We start from the raw sequence: 13779 nt of genomic DNA, 5'->3' as shown, positions 1-13779 counted from the left end.
AAGCCCCGAAGATTCGGGGCTTTTTCATGTCGCGATATTTACTTCGCGGCTTCGACCACGCCGCTCTGGCGACTCTTGAGATTCTTGTCAGCCTTGTATTGCTGCGCCACGGCCGGAACACTGGCGCTGCGCCCGGTTTCCACCCAGCTGCGAATGCGGCTGGCATCGGCAAAATGGGTGTATTTGCCGAACGCGTCGAGAATCACCAGGGCGACCGGACGGTTACCCATCTTGGTCACCAGCACCAGGCAATGCCCGGCCGGGTTGGTGAAACCGGTTTTGGTAATTTTGATGTCCCAGTCGGCCTTGTTGACCAAATGATCGGTGTTGCGGAAACCCAAGGTGTAATTGGGCTTGCGAAACGCCACGGTTTTTTCCTTGGTGGTGGTCAGTTCGATGAGAAGCGGGTGCTTGTGCGCGGCCACCAGCAGTTTGCTCAGGTCGCGGGCGGTGGAAACGTTGCGCTCGGACAGACCAGTCGGCTCAACAAAGTGCGTGCTGGTCATGCCCAGTGTCTTGGCCTTGGCGTTCATTGCCGCGATGAATGCTGCGTAACCGCCCGGATAATGGTGCGCGAGACTGGCGGCGGCACGGTTTTCCGAGGACATCAAAGCGATCAGCAGCATCTCGCGGCGCGGCAGTTCACTCTTGAGTTTGACCCGGGAAAACACACCCTTCATTTCTGGCGTGTTGCTGATATCGACATTGATCCATTCGTCCATGTTCTGCCGGGCTTCAACCACCACCAGGCCAGTCATCAGCTTGCTGACGGATGCGATCGGCACGATCACGTCAGGGTTGCTGGAATAAATGACTTTGTTGGTCTGCATATCCATGAGCAGGGCGCTACCGGAGGCGATTTTCAGTGTCGAAGCGTCGCGCGGGGCAGCGGTGGTTTCCGCAGCGTTGATCGTTGGCGTGATGAATGTGCCTGTGAAAGCAAAAAACAGGCTCAGAATCGAAAGACGAATTTTCACGCGGGCGAACTCATAAAGGTTGGATATTCCGTTAGTTTGTAACGGGTTATTTCTTCAAAACGTCGCATTCTAGAAGTATGGCTGAAGATCTGTCGATGGTTGTTTGAGAGACCTGAAAATCTCGTGAAAAGGCCTGTGAAAAGAGGGGTTTCCGGCGAACGGTTACAGTTTTTTCTCACCCACGAAAAACCCCGCGCGAGGCGGGGTTCTTTTGATCCGAAAAAAGCACTTCAGACGTGCAAGGTTTCTGCTGCGTAAAGCGTGTTTTCCAGCAGGCAGGCGCGGGTCATCGGGCCTACGCCGCCAGGGACCGGCGTGATCCAGCCAGCGCGGGGCAGGGCGGTTTCGTAAATAACGTCACCGACCAGTTTGCCGTCGTCCTGGCGATTGATACCGACGTCGATCACGATCGCGCCTTCCTTGATCCACTCGCCCTTGACCAGACCCGGCTTGCCGGCAGCCACGACGACCAGATCGGCACGGCCGACATGTCCGGCCAGATCCTTGGTGAAGCGGTGCGTCACGGTGACGGTGCAGCCGGCGAGCAACAGTTCCATCGCCATCGGGCGACCGACGATGTTGGAAGCGCCGACGACCACTGCGTCCAGACCGTAAAGATCGACGCCGGTGCTTTCCAGCAAGGTCATGATGCCTTTCGGCGTGCATGGGCGAAGCAGCGGGATGCGCTGGGCGAGACGGCCGACGTTATAAGGATGGAAACCATCCACGTCTTTGTCCGGGCGGATGCGCTCGAGCAATTTGGAAGCATCGAGGTGCTCGGGAAGCGGCAACTGGAGCAGAACACCGTCGATCGCAGGATCGTCGTTGAGGCGATCGATCAGATCGGTCAGCGCTTGCTGCATGGTGTCGGCGGGCAGGTCGTAGGCTTGAGAGAGGAAGCCAACCTCTTCACAGTCTTTACGCTTGTGCGAGACATAAACCTGAGAGGCAGGATCGCTGCCGACCAGGATCACCGCGAGGCCGGGGGTGCGCAGGCCTTGCTGGCGACGCTCGGCAACTCGTTGGGCGATCTGCTGGCGCAGGCTGGCGGCGATCGATTTGCCGTCGATTAATTGTGCAGTCATTGCGCGTGATTAACCATCGAGAGGGGAAAAAAAGAGAACGCATTCTCGCATGTCGCGCGGTGAGGGCAAAGGCGCTTGGTCAGCAAATTCCTCTAACTCCTTTAATTAAATGAATTTTTTTCAAAAAAGGATTTGACGACCTTTGGAGCCCTCTATACTATTCGTCGCACTTGTCGGGCACAGCCTAGCACTGGTTAAGAAGGTGAAGCGGAATCAAGGTTCTGCGACACTGGAAAGCATTTAGTTTGTAGTCCTTTAAGAGTACAGATTAATAAGGCGCCCGTAGCTCAGCTGGATAGAGCATCCGCCTTCTAAGCGGATGGTCGCAGGTTCGAGTCCTGCCGGGTGCGCCATTAGGCAGCTTTGGCACAAGTAACGCGATATGGTGGGCGTAGCTCAGTTGGTAGAGCACGGGATTGTGACTCCCGTTGTCGTGGGTTCGATCCCCATCGTCCACCCCATATTTCGAAAAGCGCCAGATTTAACGGTCTGGCGTTTTTGTTTTAAAGCTTCATCTGCGGATGTGGTGGAATTGGTAGACACACTGGATTTAGGTTCCAGCGCCGCAAGGCGTAAGAGTTCGAGTCTCTTCATCCGCACCAATTAAAGCTTCATTCGGGCCCTTGGGCTGGTGAGGTTCGACAAAGAAGTTATTTGGCTTTTTTGTTACGCAATATGGTGGGCGTAGCTCAGTTGGTAGAGCACGGGATTGTGACTCCCGTTGTCGTGGGTTCGATCCCCATCGTCCACCCCATATTTCGAAAGGCGCCAGATTTAACAGTCTGGCGCCTTTTTTGTTTTAGTGGTTTTGAAATCCGGCGATGGCCGGTTTTCGAGCCCTGGGTCGGTCGCCAGGGATGATTGATGGCCTCTTCTATATATAGAAGCGGTTGTCGCAGAGCCCTGGCGAGATTGGTTGTATTCGCCTGTGGAGCACGCCGCCTTCGTGCAGCGGCTCCGTTAAATTGCCTGCTGTGTTTTTACCCGTTTTCAGTAGGGTGACTTCTTGAGTTTGACCCACTAGAATGCATGCCCTTGATTCTGGGGTCGGAAACGGCCGGCTAACGTCTGTGCAACGAGGAATATCCATGCAAGTTTCTGTTGAAAATACTACTGCTCTCGAGCGCCGCATGAGCGTCACCGTGCCGGCTGAGCGCATCGAGACTCAGGTCAACAAGCGTCTGCAGCAGACTGCCCAAAAGGCCAAGATTGCTGGCTTCCGTCCAGGCAAAGTGCCAATGAGCGAAATCAAGCGCCGTTTCGGTGCTGATGCGCGCCAGGAAGCGGTAGGCGACGTGATCCAGTCCTCCTTCTACGAAGCTGTGGTTGAGCAGAAGCTGAACCCGGCTGGTTCGCCATCGATCGAGCCGAAGTCGCTCGAAGCAGGCAAAGACCTGGAATACGTTGCTGTGTTCGAAGTGTTTCCTGAATTCACCGTTGCCGGTTTCGACGGCATCACCGTTGAGCGCCTGAGCGCTGAAGTGGCTGACGCTGATCTGGACAAAATGCTCGACATCCTGCGCAAGCAGAACACCCGTTTTGAAGTGGCCGACCGTGCTGCCCAGAACGAAGACCAGCTGAACATCGACTTCGTTGGCAAGGTTGATGGCGAAGTGTTCGCTGGCGGTTCCGCTAAAGGCACTCAGTTGGTACTGGGTTCCGGCCGCATGATCCCGGGCTTCGAAGACGGCCTGGTTGGCGCTAAAGCCGGCGAAGAGCGCGTTCTGAACCTGACCTTCCCAGAGGACTATCAGAACCTGGACCTGGCTGGTAAAACCGCCGAGTTCACCGTGACTGTCAACACTGTCTCCGAGCCTAAACTGCCTGAGCTGAACGAAGAGTTCTTCGCTCAATTCGGCATCAAGGAAAGCGGCATCGACGGTTTCCGCACCGAAGTTCGCAAGAACATGGAGCGTGAACTGCGTCAGGCGATCAAATCCAAGGTCAAGAATCAGGTAATGGACGGTCTGCTGGCCACCAACCCGATCGAAGTGCCAAAAGCCCTGCTGTCCAGCGAAGTTGATCGTCTGCGCGTGCAGGCTGTTCAGCAGTTCGGTGGCAACATCAAACCTGATCAACTGCCGGCCGAGCTGTTCGAAGAGCAAGCCAAGCGCCGCGTCGTGCTGGGCCTGATCGTCGCTGAAGTGGTCAAGCAGTTCGACCTCAAGCCTGACGAAGCTCGCGTTCGCGAAATGATTCAGGAAATGGCTTCCGCTTACCAGGAGCCAGAGCAGGTTGTATCGTGGTACTACAAAAACGAGCAGCAACTGAACGAAGTGCGTTCGGTTGTGCTGGAAGAACAAGTTGTGGATACTGTTCTGCAGAAAGCTAGTGTGACCGACAAATCGGTCTCCTACGAAGAAGCAGTCAAGCCGGTAGAAGCTCCAGCAGCCGACTGATTGATTTTGCGTTAGAAGTGCACACCATAAGCCAGCTCTCGAGCTGGCTTATGCGTATTCAAGACATAACTATTTGGGAGCGACTGCAGAGCATGTTCCGTAATTCTTATATTCAGCAGAACTCTGATATCCAGGCCGCCGGCGGCCTGGTCCCGATGGTTGTCGAGCAGTCCGCTCGTGGCGAACGCGCCTACGACATCTACTCGCGCCTGCTCAAGGAGCGAGTGATCTTTCTGGTGGGCCCGGTAGAGGACTACATGGCCAACCTGATCTGTGCGCAACTGCTGTTCCTTGAAGCGGAAAACCCGGACAAGGACATCCATCTGTACATCAACTCCCCGGGCGGTTCGGTGACAGCGGGCATGTCGATCTACGACACCATGCAGTTCATCAAGCCAAACGTATCGACCACCTGCATCGGCCAGGCCTGCAGCATGGGCGCATTCCTGCTGACCGCAGGTGCCCCGGGCAAGCGTTTCTGCCTGCCAAACTCGCGCGTGATGATTCACCAGCCACTGGGCGGTTTCCAGGGCCAGGCGTCGGACATCGAAATCCACGCCAAGGAAATCCTCTTCATTCGCGAGCGCCTGAACATGCTGATGGCCAAGCACAGCGGCCGCACTCTTGAAGAAATCGAGCGCGATACCAATCGCGACAACTTCATGAGCGCCGAAGCTGCGAAGGAATACGGCCTGATCGATGAAGTGATCAACCAGCGTCCAGCTTAAATTAAGCAGCGCAAAACAGGCCTGATCGGCAAGTCCGATCAGCGGCGGGCTTGAAAAAGCCCGCAATAGCCTTCATCTTGTGTTGCAAGCCTATCGGATTTGGATCGAACGAATGACTGACACCCGCAACGGCGAGGACAACGGCAAGCTGCTCTATTGCTCCTTCTGTGGCAAAAGCCAGCATGAAGTGCGCAAATTGATTGCCGGCCCCTCGGTCTTTATCTGCGACGAGTGCGTCGACCTGTGCAATGACATCATCCGCGAGGAGGTGCAGGAAGCCCAGGCCGAAAGCAGCGCGCATAAATTGCCTTCGCCTAAAGAAATCAGCGGCATCCTTGACCAGTACGTCATTGGTCAGGAGCGTGCAAAGAAGGTTCTGGCCGTAGCGGTGTACAACCACTACAAACGTCTGAACCAGCGTGACAAGAAGGCTGACGACGTCGAACTCGGCAAGAGCAACATCCTGCTGATCGGCCCGACAGGCTCCGGTAAAACCCTGCTGGCCGAAACTTTGGCCCGCTTGCTGAACGTTCCGTTCACCATCGCCGACGCAACCACTCTCACCGAGGCCGGTTATGTGGGTGAAGATGTCGAAAACATCATTCAGAAGCTGTTGCAGAAGTGCGATTACGACGTAGAGAAGGCCCAGATGGGTATCGTCTACATCGACGAAATCGACAAGATTTCCCGCAAGTCCGACAACCCGTCGATCACCCGCGATGTTTCCGGTGAAGGCGTGCAGCAGGCCTTGCTCAAGTTGATTGAAGGCACGGTCGCTTCCGTGCCGCCGCAAGGTGGCCGCAAGCACCCGCAGCAGGAATTCCTGCAGGTCGACACTCGTAACATCCTGTTCATCTGCGGTGGTGCATTCTCGGGTCTGGAAAAGGTTATTCAAAACCGTTCCACCAAGGGCGGCATCGGTTTCAACGCAGAAGTGCGCAGCAAGGAAGAAGGCAAGAAAGTCGGTGAATCCCTGCGTGAAGTCGAGCCTGACGATCTGGTCAAGTTCGGTCTGATCCCGGAATTCGTCGGTCGTCTGCCGGTCCTGGCGACGCTGGATGAGCTCGACGAAGCTGCGTTGATGCAGATTCTTACCGAGCCGAAAAATGCTCTGACCAAACAGTATGCCAAGCTGTTCGAGATGGAAGGCGTGGATCTGGAATTCCGTTCCGACGCGCTGAAATCGGTCGCCAAACGTGCCCTGGAACGTAAAACCGGTGCCCGTGGCCTGCGCTCGATTCTCGAAGGTGTACTGCTCGACACGATGTATGAAATCCCCTCGCAGTCCGAGGTGAGCAAAGTCGTGATCGACGAAAGCGTGATCGAAGGCAAGTCCAAGCCACTGTATATCTATGAAAACAGTGAGCCGGCGGCCAAGGCAGCGCCGGACGCGTAAGCGTCCACCGCGCTGCAACAAAGAAGGGGCCTTCGGGCCTCTTTTTTTTTATGTCATTTTTTACATCCGCTTTGCGCTTGTTTTTTTTCGAGGCAGCCCCCATCTTGGTTTCAAGCTCAATTCCATCTGATTACGGCCATACGGCCGCCGTAGAGGCGAAATCATGAAGACAACCATCGAATTGCCTCTCCTGCCATTGCGTGATGTCGTGGTTTATCCGCACATGGTTATCCCGCTGTTCGTGGGGCGCGAGAAATCCATCGAAGCCCTCGAGGCCGCGATGACGGGGGACAAGCAGATCCTGCTGCTGGCCCAAAGAAACCCGGCCGATGATGATCCCGGTGAAGACGCTCTCTATCGCGTAGGTACGATCGCTACTGTCCTGCAGCTCCTGAAATTGCCTGATGGCACCGTCAAGGTTCTGGTCGAGGGTGAGCAACGCGGCACCGTTGAGCGCTTCAGCGAAGTCGATGGGCACTGCCGTGCCGAAGTATCCCTGATCGAAGAAGTCGACGCTGCCGAGCGCGAATCCGAAGTGTTCGTGCGCACGCTGCTTTCGCAGTTCGAGCAATATGTGCAGTTGGGCAAGAAAGTCCCGGCTGAAGTCCTGTCGTCACTCAACAGCATCGATGAGCCGGGTCGTCTGGTCGACACCATGGCGGCGCACATGGCGCTGAAAATCGAGCAGAAGCAGGAAATTCTCGAAATCATCGATTTGTCGGCCCGGGTCGAGCATGTTCTCGCGCTGCTGGATGCCGAGATCGATCTGCTGCAAGTCGAAAAGCGCATTCGCGGTCGCGTCAAAAAGCAAATGGAACGCAGCCAGCGCGAGTACTACCTGAATGAGCAGATGAAGGCCATTCAGAAAGAGCTCGGCGACGGTGATGAAGGTCACAATGAAATCGAAGAGCTGAAAAAGCGTATCGATGCAGCCGGTCTGCCCAAAGACGCCCTGACCAAAGCCACTGCCGAGCTGAACAAGCTCAAGCAGATGTCGCCAATGTCGGCTGAAGCCACCGTGGTCCGTTCGTACATCGACTGGCTGGTGCAAGTGCCGTGGAAGGCGCAAAGCAAGGTGCGCCTGGATCTGGCCCGCGCTGAAGACATTCTCGATGCCGATCACTACGGTCTCGAAGAGGTCAAGGAACGCATCCTTGAATACCTCGCCGTGCAAAAACGTGTGAAGAAAATTCGCGGCCCAGTGCTGTGTCTGGTCGGCCCTCCTGGCGTTGGTAAAACCTCGCTGGCGGAGTCGATCGCCCACGCGACCAACCGCAAATTCGTGCGTATGGCCTTGGGTGGCGTGCGTGACGAAGCGGAAATTCGCGGTCATCGCCGGACTTACATCGGTTCGATGCCGGGAAGATTGATTCAAAAAATGACAAAGGTGGGCGTGCGCAACCCGCTGTTCCTGCTCGATGAAATCGACAAAATGGGCAGCGACATGCGTGGCGATCCGGCATCGGCGTTGCTGGAAGTGCTCGATCCGGAGCAAAACCACAACTTCAACGATCACTATCTGGAAGTCGATTATGATCTTTCCGATGTGATGTTCCTGTGCACCTCGAACTCGATGAACATCCCGCCAGCACTGCTGGACCGGATGGAAGTGATCCGTCTGCCGGGTTACACCGAAGACGAGAAAATCAACATTGCCGTCAAATACCTCTCGCCGAAGCAGATCGCCGCCAATGGCCTGAAAAAGGGCGAACTGGAATTCGACGAGGAAGCGATCCGCGACATCATTCGTTACTACACCCGTGAAGCCGGTGTGCGTGGCCTCGAACGTCAGATCGCCAAGGTCTGCCGCAAAGCGGTGAAAGAGCATGCTCTGGAAAAACGCTTCTCGGTGAAAGTGACAGCTGATCTGCTCGAGCATTTCTTGGGCGTGCGCAAATTCCGTTACGGTCTGGCCGAGCAGCAGGATCAGATCGGTCAGGTCACCGGCCTTGCGTGGACTCAGGTGGGTGGCGAATTGCTGACCATCGAAGCCGCTGTGGTACCGGGCAAAGGTCAGTTGATCAAGACCGGTTCCCTGGGCGACGTAATGGTCGAATCGATCACTGCCGCACTCACCGTAGTGCGCAGCCGTGCGAAAAGCCTCGGGATCCCGCTGGACTTCCATGAGAAGCGCGACACCCATATTCACATGCCGGAAGGGGCGACGCCGAAAGACGGTCCTAGCGCCGGTGTAGGCATGTGCACGGCGCTGGTCTCCGCATTGACCGGCATTCCGGTGCGTGCCGATGTAGCCATGACCGGTGAAATAACTTTGCGCGGCCAGGTACTGGCGATTGGCGGCCTGAAAGAGAAACTGCTGGCGGCACATCGCGGCGGAATCAAGATTGTGATTATTCCGGAAGAGAACGTTCGCGATTTGAAGGAGATTCCTGACAATATCAAGCAGGATCTGCAGATCAAACCGGTTAAATGGATTGACGAGGTCCTGCAAATTGCGCTGCAATACGCGCCGGAGCCCTTGCCGGATGTGGCTCCGGAGATAGTCGCGAAGGACGAAAAGCGCGAGTCTGACTCTAAGGAAAGAATTAGCACGCATTAATACGTTTTTGCCTGGGTGGCTTCCTTGACAGCTTTTTAGAGCCCTTGTTATAAAGCGGCTCTTAAGTGTCTGTAGGCCATTCAGCACTCGTTTTGCTTTCACCAAAAAAACTTAGAATCATCTCAAAATAGATATAAGGGGACTTAGAGTGAACAAGTCGGAACTGATTGATGCTATCGCTGCATCCGCTGATATCCCGAAAGCTGCTGCTGGCCGTGCGCTGGACGCTGTAATCGAATCCGTCACTGGCGCTCTCAAGGCTGGCGACTCCGTTGTTCTGGTGGGTTTCGGTACTTTCTCCGTGACTGACCGTCCGGCTCGTACCGGTCGTAACCCTCAGACCGGCAAGACTCTGGAAATCCCGGCTGCCAAGAAGCCAGGTTTCAAAGCCGGTAAAGCACTGAAAGAAGCTGTTAACTAAGTTTTCAGGTTTTTACCCATCCGGGTCGGGGTCAAGCCTGACTTGGCAGCGGAGCGGTAGAGCAGGTAGCTGAAACAGACGCCTGTAACGCCGGGATCGAGGGTTCGAGCCCTGTCCGCTCCGCCAGTTACGAGAAGGCGCATCCTCGGATGCGCCTTTCTTCTATCCGGATTCTACCCACGCTCCACGGTTGCCTAATTTGAAGTTCAACCGTTTCTGGGGGACGCATGCTGCAGAATATCAGGGACAATTCACAAGGCTGGATTGCCAAGACCATTATCGGGGTCATCGTTGCACTGATGGCCTTGACCGGTTTCGACGCCATTTTCCAGGCCACGACTCACAAGAATGAGGCGGCCAAGGTTAACGGTGACGAGATCAGCCAGAACGAACTGAGCCAGGCCGTTGATATGCAACGCCGTCAGCTGATGCAACAACTGGGCAAGGATTTTGATGCTTCCTTGCTCGATGAAAAAATGCTGCGCGATTCGGCCCTCAAGGGTCTGATTGATCGCAAGCTGCTGTTGCAGGGCGCTGAACAGGCCAAGTTCTCTTTCTCCGAAGCCGCGCTGGATCAGGTGATCCTGCAGACGCCTGAATTCCAGGTGGACGGCAAGTTCAGCTCCGAGCGCTTCGACCAGGTAATCCGTCAGCTGGGTTACAGCCGTATGCAGTTCCGCCAGATGCTGGCTCAGGAAATGCTGATCGGCCAACTGCGCGCCGGTGTGGCGGGTAGCGGCTTCGTCACCGATGCCGAAGTGCAGGCATTCGCCCGTCTGGAAAAGCAGACCCGCGACTTCGCGACCCTGAATGTCAAAGCTGATCCTGCGGCGGTCAAGCTGACCGACGAAGAGGTCAAGGCTTACTACGACGAACATGCCAAGGAATTCATGACCCCGGATCAAGTGGTCATCGATTACCTGGAGCTGAAGAAGTCGTCGTTTTTCGATCAGGTTGCCGTCAAGGACGAAGACCTGCAGGCGGCGTATCAGAAAGAGATCGCCAACCTGTCGGAACAGCGTCGTGCCGCGCACATCCTGATCGAAGTGAACGACAAGACCACCGAAGCTCAGGCCAAGGCGAAGATCGACGAAGTCCAGGCGCGTCTGGCCAAGGGCGAGAAATTCGAAGCGCTGGCTAAAGAATTCTCGCAAGATCCGGGCTCGGCCAACAATGGCGGTGACCTCGGTTACGCAGGTCCTGGGGTTTACGATCCAGCGTTCGAAAAAGCCTTGTACGCCTTGTCCAAAGACCAGGTGTCCGAGCCGATTCGCACCGACTTCGGTTACCACCTGATCAAGCTGCTGGGCGTCGAAGCGCCTGAAGTGCCGACGCTGGCCAGTCTGAAAGACAAGCTGACCCGCGAGCTGAAGGCCGCGCAGGTCGAGCAGCGTTTCGTCGAAGCGACCAAGCAACTGGAAGACTCCGCGTTCGAAGCATCCGACCTGGCCCAGCCTGCGGCGGACCTGAAACTGACCGTGCACACCTCCAAGCCGTTTGGTCGTGAAGGTGGCGAAGGCGTTGCGGCCAACCGCGCCGTGGTGACCGCAGCATTCAGCACTGAAGTGATTGATGAGGGTGCCAACAGCACGGCCATCGAGCTGGATCCGGAAACCGTGATCGTATTGCGCGCCAAGGAACATCTAAAGCCTGCGCAACTGCCTCTGGAAAATGTGGATGCGGCCATCCGCGCGCAACTGACCAAGGAGCATGCCAGCGCTGCTGCCAAGACCAAGGCCGAGAAGCTGATCGCTGATTTGCGTGAAGGCAAGGCGCCGCAGGACAAGGCGGTTGATGGTCAGAGCTGGAAGGCGACCGAAGCGGCCACTCGTGCGCAGGAAGGCGTGGAGCCGGCGGTGCTGCAAGCGTTGTTCCGCATGCCGAAGCCGGCTGCGAAGGACAAGCCGACGTTCACTAGCGTGACATTGCCGGACGGCAGTCTGATGATTGTGCGCCTCAATGGTGTCAATGAGGCAGCGGCGCCGACTGAGGAAGAGAAGGCGCAATATCGTCGGTTCCTGGCTTCCCGTGAGGGGCAGCAGGATTTTGCGGCGTATCGTAAGCAGTTGGAGGCTGAGGCGAAGATCGAGCGGTTTTGATCTTTGATTGAGGTGTTCTGAGGAAGCCCTGGCCTGATTGGTCGGGGCTTTTTTTTGGGTTTTGCGTTTTGGGGTTGGGTTTTGGTCTTGGCGGCCTTTGGGCCGACCAGGCTTTGGGTTGATGGGGTGAATATCCGTTTCCATGGGTGTTGCGGCTGGCGGTTTCGCCCTTACGGCGAGTCACTTTTTCCAGACGCCGAAAAAGTAACCAAAAAGGCTTTGCCCTGACGTTCGGCCCGCTCGCTGGGGCTCGGGGTTCCTTCGCTGCGGGATCGATCCGGGCGCATCGCCTCCGGTTTGCTTCGCTGCACCTCCTCTCGATGTGTTCGACTTCGTCAAACGGTCGCTGCGCTCCCACGCCCGGATCAATCCCTCCACTCAGCCTGCCGACGGGCTCCAGGATCAAGAGCTGCACTCGAGCTTGCGCTCATTGTGTTGAGTGGGGCGGCTTTGCCGCGTTGGGATGGGGTGGGGTGATAGCCACCCGAATTTCCCGGATTCACCGAGTGTCACTGTTGGAGCTTGCCTGCAAGCGATGGCGGCCTGACAGCCGGCCAATATTTCGCAGATTCACCGAATGTCAATGTGGGAGCTTGCCTGCAAGCGATGGCGGCCTGACAGTCGTCCAATATTTCCCAAATTCACCGAGGTGCCACTGTGGGGGCTTGCCTGCAAGCGATGGCGGCCTGATAGCCGGCCAATATTTCCCGGATTCACCGAATGCCAATGTGGGAGCTTGCCTGCAAGCGATGACGGCGTCACAGCCGCTCAATATTTCCCAGATGTACGAGGTGCCAATGTGGGAGCTTGCCTGCAAGCGATGGCGGCATGTCAGTTACCTCATCCCTCATTGCAGGTACACACGAGGTAAATTTGCGCGAGAACATCAATCATTTGTCGGCGCGGCTTTTTCTTGGCGGGCATGATCGGTTAAGTTGTAACCGATTCTTGACACTATTCCATGCGCCATGGGGCTGCGTTCTGTTGCACAATACGCCCCGGACTGTTTTCCCTCAGGATGTTCAATGTTGATTTCCACTCCCATGCGTGTTTTCGGGTTGGCGTTGTTGTTGGCTGCTGTTGCCGGCTGTTCGAAGGACAAGCCGATGTATGAGCATGAGAACTTCGATGATTCCGGCACGTTCTCGCGTAATTATCCCGTCACTGACGTGACCAGCTGCGAGGCGGCCCGTCGGGCGCTGCTCAGTCAGGGCTATATCATTACCAGCAGCGACCCGAAACTGGTCAGCGGCCACAAGAGTTTCCAGCAAACCGGCGATACCCATATGGAGATCAGCTTCAATGTGGTCTGCGCCGATGACGGTAGCGCCGGGCACCATGCCACGATGTTTGCCAACGCTTTGCAGGATCGTTATGCGCTGAAGAAAACCAACAACTCTGCCAGCCTCGGTGTGGGTGTGTTGGGCTCGGTGTCGATGCCGATCGGTTCATCGGACGATTCGATGGTCAAGGTCGCCAGCGAAACGGTGACTGCGCAGAAGTTCTACGAGCGGTTCTTTACGCTGGTGGAGCAGTTCCTGCCGGCCGATGCGAAGAAGGCGGCGCATATCGAAGAGAAGCCGAAAGCGGATCTGGGCATGCCTGAAGTCAAAGCTGCGCCGGCTGCATTGGCTCCAGCCGCAACCCCGACATCGGAGCCCGCGGCGACGCCTGCGCCTGCAGCGGAACCGGCGCCCGCGCCGGCAGAAGCTGCGCCAGTTACCTCGGAGCCAGTGGTGCCGCCAGCCGAGTCCGCGCCGATCACGCCGGCGCCTGCACCCGTTGCGGAACCTGCACCGGCCACCGAAACGGAAACCATCACGCCGCCCGCCAATCCGGATATCCCGCCGCCGACCGAGCCGATTCCGGCAATGCCGGCTTCAGGCCAGTAACACCGGGTTAAAACTGTAGGAGTGAGCCTGCTCGCGACGGCGGTAAATCAGTCAAAGATAGTGTGACTGTTCTACCTTGATTGCGAGCAGGCTCACTCCTACTTTGTTTCAGGGTCATTTTAAGATCCGGTTACATTCCCCTGACGACATCCCCGCGATAAATCCCCAACCACCTGCTACGTTTTATTAATGAAGGGCACGCTTCATTTTTCCTTCACACGG

General features: G+C 56.4%; 9 protein-coding genes and 4 tRNA genes. 11 read left to right on the top strand and 2 right to left on the bottom strand.

The annotated features are described in order from the left end of the window. Positions 1-38 precede the first annotated feature (38 nt). Positions 39-977, bottom strand: coding sequence for a D-alanyl-D-alanine endopeptidase (gene pbpG, locus EL257_RS17205; RefSeq protein WP_126364626.1), 939 nt, complete (start codon positions 975-977; stop codon positions 39-41). 230 nt (positions 978-1207) lie between these two features. Continuing rightward, the gene (gene folD, locus EL257_RS17200; RefSeq protein ID WP_126364624.1) at positions 1208-2062 is read right to left on the bottom strand and encodes a bifunctional methylenetetrahydrofolate dehydrogenase/methenyltetrahydrofolate cyclohydrolase FolD; all 855 of its coding nucleotides are present in this window, start codon (positions 2060-2062) and stop codon (positions 1208-1210) included. A 276-nt stretch (positions 2063-2338) separates the two neighbouring features. On the opposite strand from folD, the gene EL257_RS17195 reads away from it, so the two are divergent. The 11 genes from EL257_RS17195 to EL257_RS17145 all read left to right on the top strand — a co-directional run bounded on the left by EL257_RS17195 (position 2339) and on the right by EL257_RS17145 (position 13557). Further along, a tRNA-Arg gene (locus EL257_RS17195) sits at positions 2339-2415 on the top strand. A 32-nt stretch (positions 2416-2447) separates the two neighbouring features. Further along, positions 2448-2523, top strand: a tRNA-His gene (locus tag EL257_RS17190). A 56-nt stretch (positions 2524-2579) separates the two neighbouring features. Beyond that, positions 2580-2664 (top strand) — tRNA-Leu (locus EL257_RS17185). Between the two features lie 76 nt (positions 2665-2740). After that, positions 2741-2816: transfer RNA gene (locus EL257_RS17180), tRNA-His, on the top strand. Between the two features lie 334 nt (positions 2817-3150). Further along, complete coding sequence (gene tig, locus EL257_RS17175) at positions 3151-4461, top strand: trigger factor (RefSeq protein ID WP_126364622.1); 1311 nt, start codon at positions 3151-3153, stop codon at positions 4459-4461. Between the two features lie 92 nt (positions 4462-4553). Then, positions 4554-5189: an ATP-dependent Clp endopeptidase proteolytic subunit ClpP gene (gene clpP, locus EL257_RS17170; RefSeq protein WP_016775336.1), complete on the top strand. Its 636-nt coding sequence runs from the start codon at positions 4554-4556 to the stop codon at positions 5187-5189. Between the two features lie 112 nt (positions 5190-5301). After that, entirely contained in the window at positions 5302-6585 is a 1284-nt protein-coding gene (clpX, locus tag EL257_RS17165; RefSeq protein WP_007951558.1) for an ATP-dependent Clp protease ATP-binding subunit ClpX, read from the top strand. A gap of 163 nt (positions 6586-6748) precedes the next feature. Continuing rightward, complete coding sequence (gene lon, locus EL257_RS17160; RefSeq protein WP_100845674.1) at positions 6749-9145, top strand: endopeptidase La; 2397 nt, start codon at positions 6749-6751, stop codon at positions 9143-9145. Positions 9146-9293: 148 nt separating this feature from the next. Next, complete coding sequence (locus EL257_RS17155) at positions 9294-9566, top strand: HU family DNA-binding protein (protein ID WP_003183171.1); 273 nt, start codon at positions 9294-9296, stop codon at positions 9564-9566. A 227-nt stretch (positions 9567-9793) separates the two neighbouring features. Beyond that, the gene (locus tag EL257_RS17150) at positions 9794-11665 is read left to right on the top strand and encodes a SurA N-terminal domain-containing protein (protein ID WP_126364620.1); all 1872 of its coding nucleotides are present in this window, start codon (positions 9794-9796) and stop codon (positions 11663-11665) included. Between the two features lie 1025 nt (positions 11666-12690). Next, positions 12691-13557, top strand: coding sequence for a DUF2242 domain-containing protein (locus EL257_RS17145; RefSeq protein WP_126364618.1), 867 nt, complete (start codon positions 12691-12693; stop codon positions 13555-13557). Positions 13558-13779 lie beyond the last annotated feature (222 nt).

The organism is Pseudomonas fluorescens (assembly GCF_900636825.1).
Classification (GTDB): Bacteria; Pseudomonadota; Gammaproteobacteria; order Pseudomonadales; family Pseudomonadaceae; genus Aquipseudomonas; species Aquipseudomonas fluorescens_BG.
Note: the sequence above shows the minus strand (reverse complement) of the source record. Positions and strands in the feature narration are given on the sequence as shown.